The organism is Leucobacter sp. NPDC058333 (assembly GCF_042726155.1).
In the GTDB taxonomy this organism is placed as follows: domain Bacteria; phylum Actinomycetota; class Actinomycetes; order Actinomycetales; family Microbacteriaceae; genus Leucobacter.
This window is the reverse complement of record NZ_JBHXHV010000001.1, coordinates 703,930-719,756: the sequence shown is the minus strand read 5'-3', so window position 1 is coordinate 719,756 and position 15,827 is coordinate 703,930. Positions and strand designations below refer to the sequence as shown.

The window sequence follows — 15,827 nt, the reverse complement described above, 5'->3', positions numbered from 1 at the left end:
TTCAGTGCCGGCCGGTGACGACGTCGGCGATGTGCGCAATGGGCGATGTCTGGGCTCGCCCGGCCAGTTCAGTGCGGTCGGCGTACCCGTAAGCGGCGTAGAGCCCGGTGGTCGCGAGCCACCGCAGCGGTTCCGGCTCCCACGTGCGCACGCGGTGATTCACCCACGGCAGGCCGGTGATTTCGCTGTCGTTTCCGATGATGAGGTCGGCGATGGTGCGCCCGGCGAGGTTCGTCGCCGTGACCCCGGTACCGACGTACCCCCCGCCCCACGCGATGCCCGTCGCCCGATCGAGCCCGACCGTCGCGGCCCAGTCACGCGGCACGCCGAGCACACCAGACCACACGTGATCGATGGCGGCACCCCGAGTGACCGGGAAAAAGCGATGCAGGATCTCGCTCAGCGTGTCAACGGTCGATTCCGGTGTGTGCCCGTCGGTGTCGGTTTTCGAACCGTACTTATAGGGCACACCCCGGCCGCCGATGGCAATGCGGTCGTCGGCGGTGCGCTGCGCGTACATGTAGACGTGCGCGAAGTCGCCGAGCACTTCACCCTGGTTCCAGCGCAGTTCATCCCAGACCTCTGCGCCGAGCGGCTCGGTCGCGATGAGCGAAGAGTTCATCGGAAGCCACAGACGGTGCAGGCCCTTGAGGTTCGCGGTGAAGCCCTCAGTGGCGCGCACGATGAACTCTGCCGAGACCGTGCCGTGCGTCGTGTGCACGCGGTGCGGAGCGATCTCGACCACGCGCGTGCGCTCATAGATTTCAATCCCGAGCCGTTCGGCGGCGGCCGCGAGACCGGCGACGAGCTTTGCCGGTTGAATGCGGGCCGCGTGCGGGTGCCACACCGCCGCCCGCGTGTCGGCGACGTTGATTTTGGCCTGCGCCGCCGGCGCCTCGAGCAGTTCTACGTCGGTGTGCTGCCAGGTCTGCTCCGCCGCGGCGAACGCACGCAGCCGCCCCTCCTGGGCCGGGGTGTAAGCGACCTCGAACTCTCCGCCCTGTTTGATGTCGGCGTCGATCCCCTCGGCCGCCGCGACCCTGATCACCTCGGTGACGGTGTCGTTCATCGCGCGCTGGAAGCGCGTCGCCGCGTCGCGGCCGTGGGTGCGCACGTACTGCTCGCGGCCACCGGTGATCGAGTTCGTGAGCCACCCGCCGTTGCGACCGGAAGCGCCGTATCCCGCGTGCCGCTGCTCAACAACGACGACACGCAAATCGGGGCGCTGCTGCTTCAAGTAGTAGGCCGTCCAGAGACCGGTGTACCCCGCGCCGACGATCGCCACATCAGCCGTGATGTTGCCCGGCAGTTCGGGCCGCGGCATCGGCGAGCCGAGCTGCTGCCACCAGTGCGAGACGTTGCCGTTAATCATTGTGCGTCCTGACCTCTTCGATTGTGCTGGTATTCGACGGTGTGCGGTGTTGAGTCGGGCGTGGGCGGGCTGTTGATCCAGACCACGCTCGCCGTCACTCCAGACCGGTTGACGACCTTGTGCGGCACTGAACTCAAGAACTCGATGGAGTCGTCCGTTCGCAGGGTGTAGCGATCGTCGCCGAGTTCGAGCACGACTTCGCCACTTGTCACGACGAGCATCTCTTGCGAGTGCCCGTGCGTGTAAGGTTCAGTGCCCGTGCTTCCGCCCGGCTCGAACCGGCCGGCGTAGACCTCGAGGTTTCGGAGCGGGGGTGTTGAGAGCACGAATTTCTCGGCGCCCTCAAGTGGCAGCGTCGGGCGATCTTCACGCCTCAGCACGCCGCGGGTATGCGCGGAGGAATCGTCGAGCAGCTGCGCCGGCGTGACGCCGAGCGCCGTCGCGATCTTGCGGAGAGACGCCACGCTCGCGTTCGTGTGACCGTTTTCGAGTTGGCTCAGAAAACTCGAGCTCACGCCTGCGGCGGCCGCGAGCGCACGAAGGCTCATGCCCCGTAGGCCGCGAAAGGACGCGACACGACGGCCGAGATCGATCTCTTCGGACGCGTCAGAGTCTGCCGTCGACACCATCGACACTTCGCCCCCTTGCGTAACGCGCTGTTTCCGCGGCGGCCCCCCGGCCGCTCCACTGAACACAGTGTTCAGTGATACGACCTCACTGTACACCGGCGCTGCTGCGATGGCGAGGGGCTGCGCTGGCGATCGCCCGGCGCTCCGTCCCGCCGAACCCCTACGCGAGCGCCAAGCCCCTCCCTCACGGCCGAGCCCCTACGAGACCGCCGAGCCCCTTCCCCACCGCCGAACCCCTCGCCCGTGCACGCATTTTCGCTAGGGGCTCGGCAGCCGACGAGGGGCTCGGCACACGCGGGCTCGGCACGCAGGGCTCAGCGCACGCAGCAGAGCCCAGCTCACACAGCTGGGCTCAGCGCACGCCGAATGACGCGGGCCAGGTCTACGGGCCGGCTCCACATGGGCCAGTGCCCGGTTGGCAGATCCACCACTTCGAGGTGTTCGAGGTGCGCGATCTCGGCGAACATGGGGTGGCCGGCCTGGGCGAGTTCCAGCACCTGCGCACTCGAAATCGAGCAGCACACGAGCGTCGTCGGAACCCCGCGGCGCGCGTCATTGCTCAACTCGACCGGCTGGCGAAGCACGGGTCCGGGCTCGGGCACCGCTCGCGCGCGAAACCTGTCGAGCACTGCGTCGCTCAGCCCGTCGAGGCTCGCCTGCTGCGCGAGTTCCTCGAACGGCGGCAACGGTAGCTCCGTCAGCTCTTCACCGATCTCAGGGGCGAACACACTCCCGGTCGCCACCGGGCCGGAGTCCACCCACACCACTCGCCCGACCAGCTCGGGGTGTCGATCCAACACGAGGCTCACCGGCGCATTCGCGCCGCTGTGGGCGACGACCGTCGCTGGTTTGACTGCGGTGACCCCGAGCGAGTCGAGCACATCGACGATCGCGATGGCCTGGTCGTCGAGGGTCTTCGAGGCACGCGAGGGGTCGTCGCGGTCGAGACCAGGCAGCGTCATCGCGTGCACGCGAGTCGGCGCACTCGCATCATTCCGTTCCAGGTGTTCGCGGACCTCATCCCAGGCCCAAGCCCCCAGCCAGTGGCCCGCGATGAGAATGGTGGTCGGCGTACTCGCGTTCGTTGTCATAGCCCCACCTTCGCACCCGTCGCAGGCAACAGTGTGTCACTATTTATGTCATGAATATCCGAGCGTGCGAGCCCACGTGCGCGGCCCTGCTATGAAACGCAGCGAACGGCTCCACGCTCTCTCCGAAACCCTGCGCCGCAACGGCACGCGTGGCACTTCTGCCGATCGATTGGCGCGAGAATTCGGCGTTTCCGTCCGCACCGTCAAACGAGACCTCGCCTCACTCGCGAACAGCGGCGCGCCCGTCTGGTCGCGCCCCGGCCCCGGCGGCGGATACGGACTGGCCGCGGCTGCGACCCTGCCGCCGGTCAGCCTGTCTCCGGCCCAAGCAGTCGCGATGCTGGCGGCGGTTTCGGCGGCACCGGACGCCCCCTACGCTGACCACGCGGCGGCCGGGGTTCGCAAGATCCTGGACGTCCTCGATCCTGACACGCGAGCGCGAGCCGACGAACTCGCCGCTCGCGTCTGGGTGAACGCACCCGCGCCCACTTCACGTGCGATCAGATCGGCGCTCGAAGAGGCGATGTCCGAGCAGCGCGTCGTGCGCCTGCGCTACACCTCGGGTGACGGCGTCACGACCACCCGCGACGTCGAGCCCGTAATGTTCGCGTCCACGAACGGCCAGTGGTACCTCGTCGGCTGGTGCCGGCTGCGCACCGCGATCCGATGGTTCGCCGTGACGCGCGTTGAGCGCGCCAGCGTCACGCAGTCGCCCTGCACCGGCCACACAATTCACGAGGTCGGCGAACCGCCAGCAAACGCCACCTCGGTGCGCGCGTAACCGCGTAGGTGCGCGCGTGACCGCGTAGGTGCGCGCGTAACCGGGCAATCGCGACCGCGTAAACGTGACCGGGCAGCGACGACCGAGTAGTATTGCCCCGTTCTGCCACAAGCGGACACGCCCGACGTCGAGCACTGAGCCCAACCTCGGCATCTCTGCACGACCTTTCCGTCTTCTCCGAAAGCACCCCGTGTCAGCTACGCCACTTTCCACTGCTCCGACGACTCCACGTAACTCGCGCTCGCGGGTGATTCTCGCGAGCCTCGTCGGCACCACCATTGAGTTCTACGACTTCTACGTTTACGCCACCGCGGCGGTGCTCGTCTTCCCGCACCTCTTCTTCCCGTCTGAGAACGAGACCACCGCGCTGCTCGCGTCGTTTGCGACGTTCGGCGCGGCCATGCTCGCACGCCCGGTCGGCGCGATCTTCTTCGGCCACCTCGGTGACCGGCTCGGCCGCAAGAAGACGCTGGTCGCGTCACTACTCACCATGGGCATTGCGACGTTCGCAATCGGACTGCTGCCAACGCACGCGCAGATCGGTCTCTGGGCCGCAGTGCTGCTGCTCATCATGCGCCTCGCCCAGGGCTTCGCGCTCGGCGGCGAATGGTCGGGCGCTGCGCTCGTCGCGACCGAGAACGCGCCGGCCGGTAAGCGCGCCTGGTACGGCACGTTCCCGCAGTTGGGCGCCCCGATCGGCTTCATCATCGCGAACATGCTGTTCTACGCGATCAATCACGTGCTCGCTGATCCGTCGAACCCGGGCCAGCCCTCGGCTGCGTTCCTTGAGTGGGGCTGGCGCATCCCGTTCCTGTTCTCGGCGTTCATGGTGATTGTCGGCCTGTGGGTGCGTCTCAAGCTCGTTGAATCGCACGCGTTCGAGCAGGCGAAGAAGACGGGTGGCGTGAAGCGCATGCCCATTGCCGAGGCGTTTAAGTTCCACTGGAAGGGTCTCATCCTGGGCACGTTCGCGATGCTCGCGACCTACGTGCTGTTCTACCTGATGACGTCGTTCACGCTGACCTACGGCACGCGTCCGACCGACGCAGACGTTCCGGGCGCGGGCTACACGTACAACGCGTTCATTCTGATGCTGGTCTTCGGCGTGGTCTTCTTCGGTATCTTCACACTGGTTTCTGGCCCGCTCGCTGACCGCTTCGGACGCCGCAAGACGCTGCTCGTCGTGACCGGCGCGATCGTGCTCTTCGGGCTGCTATTCGTGCCGATGCTCGGCGGCGGCAGCACGCCGATGGTGATGTTTTTCCTCGCGCTCGGCTTCACGCTGATGGGGCTCACGTTCGGGCCGATGGGCGCGTTCTTGCCCGAGATGTTCCCGACGAACGTGCGCTACACCGGCTCGGCAGTGGCATACAACGTGTCGTCGATCTTGGGTGCTGCTCTCGCGCCGATCGTCGCCGTGTGGCTGTGGGGTCTCGCCGACGGCAGCCCGTTGCTCGTCGGTCTGTATCTCTCGGGTGCTGGCCTCATCACCTTCGTCTCGCTGCTGCTCACGAAGGAAACGAAGGACATCGACATCGACGCCTAACGGCCACCGTGCAAGCGCCGCTGGCGTCGCACACGAACAACTGAGCCCGGCTCGCTCCCCACGCGGGGTCGCGAGCCGGGCTCAGTTGCGTGCGGTGGAGCGACCTACGTCGCTGATTCCCCCGCGTCGCCGGTATCAACGAGGAGCACACCGGACGGGATCTCCCACATCATCTCCACGGCGTCGCCGCGGTTGTGGATGCGGGCGTCCTGCCCGAGCCGCACGGCGCCCTCGGTGCCGTCGGGTAGCCGCACCGTGTAGCGGCGCGAAGCCCCGAGGTAGGTGACGTCGATGATCGTGACCGGAATCGAGTTCTGCGTATCGCTGGGCACGGAGCCGGCCGGTTCGAGGCGCAGATTTTCGGGGCGGATCAGGATCGCCAGATCCTCGTGCTGCGACTGGCCGTCCGCAACGACGCGGTGGCCCGCGACCTCGATCGCGGTGTGGCGGTCACCGACCGCGGTGCCCTTGCCGAGCAGCACCGTCGATTCACCGAGGAAGCGGCCGACGAACAGGGTCTGCGGCGCCTCGTACAGATCCTCAGAGGTGCCCACCTGCTCGAGCTTGCCGTTGTTGAAGACGGCGATGCGATCAGACATCGACAGCGCTTCCTCTTGATCGTGCGTCACGTACACGAACGTGGAACCCACCTCGCGGTGAATGCGCTTGATCTCGGTCTGCAACCACTCGCGCAGCTTTTTGTCGAGTGCGCCGAGCGGCTCATCCATGAGCAGCACGCGCGGCTCATACACGAGTGCGCGGGCAAGCGCGACGCGCTGTTGCTGCCCACCGGAAAGCTCCGAGGGGTAGCGATCGCCGAAGTCGCCCATCTTCACCATGCCGAGCGCGTTGGCGACCTTTTCCTTCTGCTGCGCCTTGCTCAGCTTTCGACGCTGCAGCGGGTACGCGATGTTCTCCGCGACGGTCTTGTGCGGAAACAGTGCGTAGTTCTGAAACACCATGCCGATGTCGCGCTTGTGCGGCGGCAGCTTCGCGACGGGCTTGCCGTAGATGTGCAGCAGCCCCTCGGTCACCGACGTGAAGCCGGCGATCATGTTCAGCGTCGTAGTCTTGCCGGATCCCGACGGCCCGAGGAAGGTCATGAATTCGCCCGGCTCGATCACGAGGTCGATCGTGTCGACCACGGTGCTGTCGCCATAGCGCTTCGTTACCTGGTTGAGGCTGATGCCCGCCTCGCCGATGGTGTGAATCACCGAGGTGTTCAGCCCCTCGGCGCGCAGCGCCTGCTCGTGCCCCTCGGGAACGGGGATGTCGTTGTGGGTCATAGCGTTCACGCGACTGGTCGCTTTCTCTTCCGCGTAGCAAACTGTGCGACGAGCATCACGACCACCGAGGTGAGCATCGTGACGACCGCCACTGCGGCTACGGTCGGGTCATTGGACTGCGTAACGCTGGAGAAGATCTTTACCGGCAGCGTCTGAAGCGCAGGGGATTGGATGAATAGTGACAGCACCACCTCATCGAAGGAGGTGACGAAGGCGAACAGTGCGCCGGCCGTCACGCCGGGTGCGATGAGCGGCAGGATCACGCTGAAGAACGTGCGCATCTTGCCTGCACCGAGACTCGCCGACGCCTGTTCGAGGCGGGGATCGAGGCCCTGCAGCGACGCCATCACGTTCGTGATCACGAGCGGCATTGACACGATCGTGTGCGCCAGTACGAAGCCGGGCAGGGTGCCGAGCAGATTCATGCGCAGAAACAGCGAGTACAACCCGACGGCCAGCACGATCCCGGGCACGATGAGGGGCAACAGGAAGTAGCCCTCCATGAGGCTCTTGCCGCGGAATCGCACCTTCGAGAGGCCGAGCGCCGCAAGCACACCCACCGTGGTAGCCACGATCATCGTGAGCACCGCGACCTGCAGCGACGAGAACAGCGCTTTCAGCCAGAGCGGATCGGTGAAGAAGTTCTCATACCAGCGGGTCGAGAATCCCTTGGGCGGGAAGTTGAACGACGGCGCCTCATTGAACGACATCGGCACGATCACGAGGGTCGGCACGATCAGCCAGAGCACGATGATGACGGCGAAGACGCCGAGCAAGCGTTTTGACGCCATTAGCGATCCACCCCCGGGAACAAGCTGCCGTTTTTATTGAATCGTGAGACAACGACAAGAATCAGGATTGTGCACACCAGCAGGAATATGCCGAGCGCCGTGCCCTGACCCCACATGAGGAACACGCTGATCTGCTGCTGAATCAACGCGGAGATCATCGTCTCCTTCGAAGACCCGAGCAGTGCAGGGATGATGTAGAAGCCGAGACCCAAAATGAACACCGTCACGCCGCCAGAGAAAATGCCCGGCTTCGACAGCGGCAGGTACACCGTGAAGAAGGCCGTGACCGGGTTCGCGCCGAGATTCGACGCTGCTGGCAGCAGGCGCTTGTCGATCTTCGCCATTGACGAATAGAGCGGCAGCACCATGAACGGCAGCAGCACCTGGGTCATACCGAGCGCCACACCGAAGGTGGTGCGAATCAGCGGGACCGGGCCGATCCCAAACCAGGCTTCCAAGATGCCGTTGATCGGGCCGGTGTCTTGCAGCAGCACCATCCAGGCGAGGGTGCGAACGAGGATCGAGGTCCAGAGCGGCATCATGATGAACAGCTGCAGCATGTTTCGCGTGCGGTCCGAGACGATCGTCATGAGGTACGCGTACGGGTACGCGAGCACGAGGCAGACCACGGTGACGATCGCGGCGGTCGAGAACGTGCGCAGCACGACGTTCAGGTTCGCCTGGGTCGAGAACAACCACTCGTAGTTCTGGAGCCCGGGTTGCGGGTCGGTCACCGACCGAATAAACACGTCGATGAGCGGAGCGAGGAAGAACAGGGTAACAATGACGAATGCCGGAATCAGCAGGAGGAGCGGTCGCCAGTTCTTCGGCCCCCGCACCTTCGGCGCTCCGACATCCGCACCGGGGGTGCCCGCGATTGCGGGGACACCCCCGGTGACGGTGTAGTCGGTCATTGCACTCAGCTACCCGTCGCCCAGGCAGCCCAGGTCGACGCGACAGCGTCGTAGTTCTCGACCCAGAAGTCGATGTTCGGGGTGGTACCGGTGTCAAGGTGCTCGGTCACGAGCCACTCGGAGAGCTGGTCGTCTACCTTCGGCTTCGAGTCGGAATTGACCCCGCCGTACGAGGTGAGTTCGGTCATCTCGGCCTGCTGCTCAGCGCCGATCGAGTAATTGACCGCCGCGAACGCTGCCTGCGGGTCCTTGACGCCCTTCGGGATGCCGTTCGAGTCGACCATCACCATCCAGTCTTCCCACATCGGGGCAACCGGTGCACCGGCCGCCGCCGCGCCGTAGCCGCGACCCGACCAGACGAGACCCATCACGGCTTCACCCGACTCGAGCTGCTGCTGTGCCTGCGCGCCCGTGGTCCAGCCGATGACATCATCGCCGAGGTCCTTGTACATGTCCATGCCGCCGGCGATGTCATCGACCTTCAGATCGTTGATGTCGCGGCCCTGTGCGAGCATCGCGAACTCGATGGTCTGCGGGTCGACGTAGGTCGACTGACTGACGGTGCGCTTGCCAGGGAACTTCTTTGTGTCGAAGAAGTCTGCCGCGCTCGTCGGCGGGTTGTCGCCGAACTTGTCGGTGTTGTAGACGACGACCAATCCGTAGAGAATCTGCGGCACCATGCACTCATCGGTGATGAGTTCCTTCGGCACCTTCGAGATGTCGACCTGATCGTAATCGTACTTTTCGTAGAGCGTGCCGCAGCCGCGAGCGGTATCGAACTGCGAGGTGTTGACGATGTCCCAGCTGACGTTGCCGCTGTCGACCATGGCCTTGAGCTTGCCCGCGTCGAACGCGTCCTGGTTGAACGTTGCACCGGAAGCCTTGGCAAACGGATCCCAGAGAGCCTTGGTCTGGCCGTCCTGGAAGATGCCGCCGGAGCCAGCGAAGGTCAGCGTGGTGCCGTCGAAGGCACCAGCCTTGACCTCGCCGGCAACGGCCGTGCCGAGGTCGCGTTCGGGGGCGGGCTCGGCGTCTGCGCCGCCGCTGCAACCGACCATCGTGAGCGCGAGCGCCGCGGCGCCCGCGACGATCGCGATCCCGCGCCTGGCTCGAAGTTTCTTGAAAGTGGACATGTGGTTCCTCACTTCATCGTGATGGGGACCCGAGCCGGCCGTTTCCGTGCCCTTACGTACGGGGCAGCCACGGTGTCGTGGCCCGGCGGGTCACTCTGAAGCTAGCCTGGGGCATTCGCCGCGAGTGCCGTTGTTACCCCTTCGTTACCGCCAGCGGCCGTTTTTCATAGATTCGTACGGTCGTCTGAGCGGGGGTAGTACGAACATAAGAACTCCGTCGTTTCCCCTCTGCTGCGCCCCACAAAGCAAGCGGTCGAACCTACGATGGAGGCGACTCATCGCTCGCTGTTCAAGGAGGAACACGCATGGACATTGTCGTCGTCGGAGCCGGCCTCGCCGGCCTCACCGCTGCATGGGAACTCGGTAAGGCCGGTCACCGCTGCACGGTGCTCGAGGCGCGGGATCGCGTTGGCGGGCGCACCTGGTCGCAGCGACTCGGCAATGGCGAGGTGACCGAGCGCGGGGGCGAGTACGTGTTTCCGACCGAATTCGCGATCCGTCGGCTCTCCGCCGAGATCGGCGTGCCGATCATGTCGCACAACGTACGCTACGGCCGCCGCACCGTAAACGGTCGCGTGATCTCGTTCGACGAGCTGAACGCGACGGTGGATCAAGTGCGCGCGACCCTGTCAGAGATGATTGCCGACGGCGAGACCGGCGTTTCGCTGGAGCGGGCCTTTGCCACGTCGCTCGGCGCCGACTACCGACTCGACCCTGTGTATCGCCGCACCACAACTTCGGCGGCTGCCGACCCCGAACGGGTGAGCGCGAAGGCGGTGCTGCTGCATGAATCGTCAACGACCGGCGGGTACGTCGAAGACGGCGGGCGTTTCGTCGGTGGTAATCAGTCGCTCTCGATCGAACTCGCGCGCCGTCTCGGCGACCAAGTTCGCCTTGAGCACCCGGTCGCGGGTGTCGACCAGACCGAACACGGCGTGCAGATCACGCTGAGCGACGGTACGCGCATCGACGCCGACGCCGCGGTAATCGCCGCACCGCTGCCGCTGCTGCGGGAACTCGAGCTCGGGTTTCTGTTGCCGGAGGCGCAGCAGCGCGCACTTGACCACCGCTTCATGGGCGTTGCTGCCAAGCTCGGCGTGTCGATATCGCGGGTCGACTCCGATACTGCACTGCAGAACCCCGAGCACACCTGGTGGTCATGGCGGTCGCTATCGGTCGACGGCGAGCACCGCATCAATGCACTCTCGTCGTTCGCTGGCGGGCCGTTCGCCCTCGACGCGCTCGGCGTAACCGCCGGCTCAGATGGCTGGGTGCGCGAGCTGCGCGCTATGCGGCCAGAACTTGAAATCGACGGTGACGTGCTCCTCACGACGTGGGCCGATGACCCATGGGCGCGCGGCTCGTACTCCGCCCCGAACCTTGACTGGGATGCTGCCGACGCCACGGCATTCGAGGTGGCCGCCGGACGGGTCGCAATCGCGGGCGAGCACACGGGGCTCGCCCAGTCACTCTCGGGGGCCGTTGCCTCCGGCTATCGCGCGGCAGCGGCTTTGGCCAGCAGCGCCGCGTTCTCAGGGTGACGACGAGCTTCGGGGGGAGACTCGACATTACGGCGCGTGCGGTCGCGACTGCTGCGGTTGCCGCGAGCGGCGCTGCGGGCCATCGTAGGCTAAGGCCATGACCTTCACCGTCGGGTCGTTGCTCGCGCTGCCCGCAGCCGGCACCGTTTCGCTGACCCCGGGCGTCGGCGAAACACGCCCGATTGTCTGGGGGCACATTAGCGAGCTGCGTGAGCCGTGGCACTGGCTCGTGCCAGACACGCTCGTCATGACGACCGGCATCGGCGTCCCCGCGACGACCGCGGAACAGTGCAGTTACCTCGACGGCATGCTGCACGCGGGCCTCGCGGCGGTCGCGATCGATAGCGTCATGATCGAGACCCCGTTCACCCCGGAAGCGCTTGAGCACGCGCGCAGTATCGGGTTCCCGGTGCTCGAAACGGCCCACGAGGTGCGTTTCATCACGCTCGCAATGGCGATCGCCGACGCCGCTCAACACGAGCGCAACGTGCGCGCTCGGCGAGCTGAACACCTGCACGGTTCGCTGCTGCTCTCGGAGCTGTGCGACGGCACCGTTGCCGCCGAACCGGCCGCCCGACTCGTCGCCGCCTACGACCTCACGGCACCGTACATGATCGCGGTCGCGCAACCCACGGACACGCGCGCGGCACTCGACGAGACGCACGAGATCTGCGCTGCCTCGGAGATTCCAATGCTGGCGACCACGCGCGAGGGGCAGTTGCTGCTGCTCGCCGAGCCGGGCGCCGCAACTCAGGCCGTATTCGAAACGCTGGCCGCCTCGTTCGGCGGGGTCGCACTCAGCGCGTACTTTCAGAAACTCGACGAGCTGCCGGTCGCGCTGAGGCAGGCGAGGAGCGGCCTACTCGGTAATCAGGACGGCCGAGTGGTCAAATACGAGGAGCACGAGTCGACATCATTATTCTTACCGAACGATGTGGACCAGCTGCGCCGCATCGCGCGGCAGGTGCTCGGGCCGCTACTCACCTACGATCAGCAGCGCGGCACGTCACTCACCCAGACCTTGCGCGTGTTTCTCGAGGAGAACCGCAGCTGGGTGCGCGCGTCAGAGCGGCTCTACGTGCACCGACAGACGCTCATTGCTCGCATCTCGCGCATCGAGAAGATCGTCGACCGCGACCTCTCATCAATGGAGGATGCGGCAGAAAGCTGGCTCGCGGTGCAGGCCGCAATAGGCTGCGGCGACCTGCCGCCCGCTGGCGAAGCAATCGTGCCGCCCGGGCCCGGCGAGGCGTAGCGAGGTGTAACTGGGTCTAGCGCTCGCAGGTGCAGCGCTGCTCTTCCGTGAAACCGGCGAGTGCCTCTTCAATGTGCAGCCCGCAACCCTGCCACGTCACCTTATTGCAGGTGGAACAACGAACCGGTGAGCACATACTGGCTTCCTCTCTCCCGCGACGAATCCGACGTTTCGAACGCGCCCACCATCATCGCACGCCAGCATGATCCAACCTTGAAAGTGGTAGCTTGAAACGGGCATTCGCCGGGTGAAGGGAGACGCCGCGATGGAACAGTCTGAGACGGGATCGCCGCGCAGAGCTCGCGCAGCTGAGGCGACTGACGACGCAGCCGTGCTGCGAGAGTTGATCGCCGAGGCGACCGCGTGGGCCGACGCCGACATCGATGCGAGCACGCGCGCTGAGGCGCGATCGCTGATCGCTCGGGCGACCGCCGGCGACGCCGAAGCGGCCGCCGAATTGCACGCGTCGTTCGGTGGCCGACTCGCCTTCGGCACCGCTGGTTTGCGCGGGCGGTTGGGCGCGGGCCCGAAGCGCATGAACCGTGCGGTCGTCTCCCAGACCACCGCCGGATTCGCCGCGTTTCTGCGCGAGGCCGCAGAGCGTCGCGGATCCCGAACTGCTCCGTCGGTGGTGATCGGCTACGACGCCCGCGTGGGGTCAGCGATCTTCGCGCGCGATGCGGCCGAGGTAATGAGCGGCGCCGGCGTCGACGTCTACCTGCTGCCAGAGGCTGGCCCGACGCCGCTCACCGCGTTCGCGGTGCGGCACCTCGACGTGTCGGCCGGCATCATGATCACCGCGAGCCACAATCCGCCGCGCGACAACGGCTACAAGGTGTACCTGGGTGACGACGATGGCGGATCGCAGATCGTTCCGCCCGTCGACGCCGCAATCGCCGCGCACATTGAGCGCGTGGCGACCACTCCCCTGGCGCAGATTCCGCGTGCACACGGATATTCGGTGCTCGGCAGCGGGGTTGCAGACGCCTACGTCGCGGAGACGTCGGCCGCGATTCTCGCGGGTCTGCCGCAGCGACCCGACGCCCCGGGCGTGGCTCGCGGCGGCGACACTGATATCTCGGTCGTGTACACGGCGATGCACGGCGTCGGCGCCGAGATCGCGCGGCGCGTGTTCCTCTCGTCTGGCTTGCCGAGCGTCACGCCAGTACGCGAGCAGCTCATTCCCGACGGCGCCTTCCCCACGCTCGACTTCCCGAACCCCGAAGAGCCGGGTGCGCTCGATCTGGCCTTCCGCACAGCCCGAGGCGTGCAGGCGGACCTCATCGTCGCGCACGACCCCGACGCTGACCGACTCGCGATCGCAGCGCCGCACCCAGACGAAGCCTCAGGCTACCGTCGCCTGACGGGCAACGAGCTTGGCCTGCTGCTCGGCTGGCGGGCCGCCGAGCGCGCGGTTGCCGCTGCCGCTCAGCGCGGTGTCGTCGTCGACGGCTCGCTCGCCTGCACCATCGTTTCGTCCCCAGCACTGCGCGCGGTCGCAACGGAGTACGGACTCGGGTACGCCGAAACTCTCTCGGGCTTCAAGTGGGTGTCGCGCGTTCCCGGTCTCATCTTCGGTTTCGAAGAGGCACTCGGGTACCTCATTCACCCCGGCATCGTGCGCGACAAAGACGGCATTTCGGCGAGCGCCGACGCCATCGCGATGGTGCGCGAGCTCGCCGCCGAGGGTCGCACGATCTGGGATCGGCTCGATGAGGCGAGCGAGCGCTTCGGCCACTTCGCGAGCGGCCAGGTCACGCTCCGACTGCCGTCGATGCCCGCGGCCTCTGCGCTGGCGGCTCGCATCCGTCAGGATCCGCCCTCGGCTTTTGGCGACACCGCCGTCACCGCGCATCGTGATCTGCTGCTGCCCGGTGAGGCCGAGGTGCCGGCCGACGTGCTGCGCTACGAGCTCGCTGACGGCTCCCGAGTCATGATTCGCCCGAGTGGCACCGAGCCGAAGCTGAAGGTCTACCTCGACACGTTCAGCGACGCGGGCAGCGCGTCCGAGCGTCGGGCCGCGGCAGAACAGGCGCTCGCCGAGCTCGAACGTTCAGTGCGGGATCTGCTCGGTGCGCTGCAGTCGGCGGCGACACACGCATGATCGACTCCTGGACGGCGCGGGACGCAGCGGCTCTGCTGCGCCCGCCCGGCCAGCACGATGACAAGTACCGCCGCGGCGTGCTCGGCGTGCGCACCGGCGCTGCGCACTTCCCGGGCGCAGCGGTGCTCGGCGTGAGCGCGGCCTGGCGTGCGGGGGCTGGCATGGTGCGGTACGTGCCGCCGGTCGACGATTCCGCGCCACCGTTCGGACTGCCGACCGCCGCCGCCGCTGTGCTCGCGGCGCGGCCCGAGACCGTGTTTGGGCCGCCCGCTGGGAAGCCGTGCGACGCCTGGCTCATCGGATCGGGTACGGATGCATCGACGCGCTCGGCGCCCGAGACTCGCGAACTCGCGACGCTGCTCGCGGGTGACGCTCCCGTGGTGGTGGATGCGGGTGCACTGGATCTTGTTGGCGGCGGTGCGGCCGGTGCGTCACACGCCGCCCCCGCGATACTCACGCCGCACGGCGGAGAATTCGAGCGGCTGTGGCGGGCCGCCGAGCTCGGAGATTTTCCTGAGGGGTGGGAGCCGCGCGGTTCTGACTCGTCGCCGCGCGCAGCGGCTGCCTCACGACTCGCGAAGACGCTCGGCGTCACAGTGCTCCTCAAGGGCTCTCTGACCATCTGCGCAACGCCGTCGGGGTGGGTGCGCAGCGTTGGGCCGGCAACGCCGTGGCTCGCGAGCGCTGGCACCGGCGATGTGCTCGCTGGCATCATCGGCGCGCTAGTCGCCGGGCGCGCCGACGACGTTCGCAATGACGCAGATTTCCTGGGGCAGTTGGGGGCGACGGCCGCTCTCCTGCACGATTACGCGGCTCGCCATGCGGCGGGCGACGCCGACGCGACGGGCGCCGGTAGGCCGATCACGGCTGGCGACGTCGCGGCGGCAATTCCGGTCGCGTTCGCCGCGCTCATCGCTGCCGCGAGCGCCTAGTGTTGCTGCTCGCCGCGATCGAGCAGCTCGCGATTGAGCACGGCCGCGCGCCCGGCGAGAGCGACTCGGTCTCGATACAGCAGCGGCCCGAGCGTCATAACTACAACGACAATCACGGGTGCCCACCATCCGAATGCTACAAACGCGAGCGCCCCCGCAATGACGCATGCCAGCCAGTAGTACCACTTGGTATACAGACGATGTCCTCCGCTGCGCTGCCAATCATTGGCGTACTCGAGCGCCAAAGGTGCCAGTTCAATGCGGCTGACCGCGCGACCTAGTCGAACTGCTTCAAGTACCTCGCGCCGGTCATCCATAGGGAGGTTCTGCAACCGAACTTCGATGGGCGCAGGATTGTGTTTTCGATCCTCGTCCATTGTGCCCCTACCCGTTGAAGATGCCGCACGTTGCAAGTACTCCCACGCAACAGGCGAGTACGCACGGAACATACC

At 66.4% G+C, this 15,827-nt stretch carries 14 protein-coding genes; 6 read left to right on the top strand and 8 right to left on the bottom strand.

The window, feature by feature from the left end; genetic code table 11:
- Position 1: 1 nt before the first annotated feature.
- From ACFWHR_RS03255 to ACFWHR_RS03245, 3 genes are all read right to left on the bottom strand, one after another.
- On the bottom strand, positions 2-1,372 hold the full coding sequence (locus tag ACFWHR_RS03255) for an NAD(P)/FAD-dependent oxidoreductase (RefSeq protein WP_382446833.1): 1,371 nt from the start codon (positions 1,370-1,372) through the stop codon (positions 2-4).
- On the bottom strand, positions 1,369-2,001 hold the full coding sequence (locus tag ACFWHR_RS03250; RefSeq protein ID WP_382447750.1) for a helix-turn-helix domain-containing protein: 633 nt from the start codon (positions 1,999-2,001) through the stop codon (positions 1,369-1,371). The genes ACFWHR_RS03255 and ACFWHR_RS03250 overlap by 4 nt, the downstream gene beginning before the upstream one ends.
- 338 nt (positions 2,002-2,339) lie before the next feature.
- Positions 2,340-3,092, bottom strand: a complete 753-nt coding sequence (locus ACFWHR_RS03245; RefSeq protein WP_382446832.1) for an alpha/beta fold hydrolase — start codon at positions 3,090-3,092, stop codon at positions 2,340-2,342.
- A gap of 91 nt (positions 3,093-3,183) precedes the next feature.
- Between ACFWHR_RS03245 and ACFWHR_RS03240 the strand changes: the two genes are divergently transcribed.
- Together ACFWHR_RS03240 and ACFWHR_RS03235 are read left to right on the top strand one after the other, a co-directional pair.
- On the top strand, positions 3,184-3,873 hold the full coding sequence (locus tag ACFWHR_RS03240; protein ID WP_382446831.1) for a helix-turn-helix transcriptional regulator: 690 nt from the start codon (positions 3,184-3,186) through the stop codon (positions 3,871-3,873).
- Between the two features lie 190 nt (positions 3,874-4,063).
- Complete coding sequence (locus tag ACFWHR_RS03235; protein ID WP_382446830.1) at positions 4,064-5,419, top strand: MFS transporter; 1,356 nt, start codon at positions 4,064-4,066, stop codon at positions 5,417-5,419.
- Positions 5,420-5,523: 104 nt separating this feature from the next.
- Here the strand turns inward: ACFWHR_RS03235 and ACFWHR_RS03230 are convergent, their stop codons facing one another.
- Genes ACFWHR_RS03230 through ACFWHR_RS03215 form a run of 4 tightly spaced genes read right to left on the bottom strand, consistent with a single transcriptional unit; the run spans position 5,524 to position 9,543 of the window.
- The gene (locus ACFWHR_RS03230) at positions 5,524-6,705 is read right to left on the bottom strand and encodes an ABC transporter ATP-binding protein (RefSeq protein ID WP_382446829.1); all 1,182 of its coding nucleotides are present in this window, start codon (positions 6,703-6,705) and stop codon (positions 5,524-5,526) included.
- A 5-nt stretch (positions 6,706-6,710) separates the two neighbouring features.
- On the bottom strand, positions 6,711-7,496 hold the full coding sequence (locus ACFWHR_RS03225) for an ABC transporter permease (RefSeq protein WP_382446828.1): 786 nt from the start codon (positions 7,494-7,496) through the stop codon (positions 6,711-6,713).
- Positions 7,496-8,410 carry an ABC transporter permease gene (locus ACFWHR_RS03220; protein ID WP_382446827.1) on the bottom strand — a complete coding sequence of 305 codons (915 nt, stop codon included), beginning with the start codon at positions 8,408-8,410 and terminating at the stop codon, positions 7,496-7,498. The genes ACFWHR_RS03225 and ACFWHR_RS03220 overlap by 1 nt, the downstream gene beginning before the upstream one ends.
- Positions 8,411-8,415: 5 nt before the next feature.
- On the bottom strand, positions 8,416-9,543 hold the full coding sequence (locus ACFWHR_RS03215) for an extracellular solute-binding protein (RefSeq protein ID WP_382446826.1): 1,128 nt from the start codon (positions 9,541-9,543) through the stop codon (positions 8,416-8,418).
- Between the two features lie 305 nt (positions 9,544-9,848).
- Here ACFWHR_RS03215 and ACFWHR_RS03210 point away from each other — a divergent pair, with 305 nt between their 5' ends.
- The 4 genes from ACFWHR_RS03210 (at position 9,849) to ACFWHR_RS03195 (ending at position 15,375) form a co-directional block, all read left to right on the top strand.
- A complete protein-coding gene (locus ACFWHR_RS03210) occupies positions 9,849-11,084 on the top strand; it encodes a flavin monoamine oxidase family protein (protein ID WP_382446825.1) in 1,236 nt (411 codons plus the stop codon).
- Positions 11,085-11,181: 97 nt separating this feature from the next.
- Positions 11,182-12,339, top strand: a complete 1,158-nt coding sequence (locus tag ACFWHR_RS03205; RefSeq protein ID WP_382446824.1) for a helix-turn-helix domain-containing protein — start codon at positions 11,182-11,184, stop codon at positions 12,337-12,339.
- Positions 12,340-12,604: 265 nt separating this feature from the next.
- Positions 12,605-14,443 (top strand): phospho-sugar mutase, encoded by a 1,839-nt coding sequence (locus tag ACFWHR_RS03200; RefSeq protein ID WP_382446823.1) that lies wholly within the window; start codon positions 12,605-12,607, stop codon positions 14,441-14,443.
- Positions 14,440-15,375, top strand: a complete 936-nt coding sequence (locus tag ACFWHR_RS03195; protein WP_382446822.1) for an NAD(P)H-hydrate dehydratase — start codon at positions 14,440-14,442, stop codon at positions 15,373-15,375. Before ACFWHR_RS03200 ends, ACFWHR_RS03195 begins: the two co-directional genes overlap by 4 nt.
- On the opposite strand, the gene ACFWHR_RS03190 is transcribed toward ACFWHR_RS03195, so the two are convergent.
- Positions 15,372-15,692, bottom strand: a complete 321-nt coding sequence (locus ACFWHR_RS03190) for a hypothetical protein (RefSeq protein WP_382446821.1) — start codon at positions 15,690-15,692, stop codon at positions 15,372-15,374. The two genes, ACFWHR_RS03195 and ACFWHR_RS03190, sit on opposite strands and share 4 nt — an antisense overlap.
- Positions 15,693-15,827: the final 135 nt, after the last annotated feature.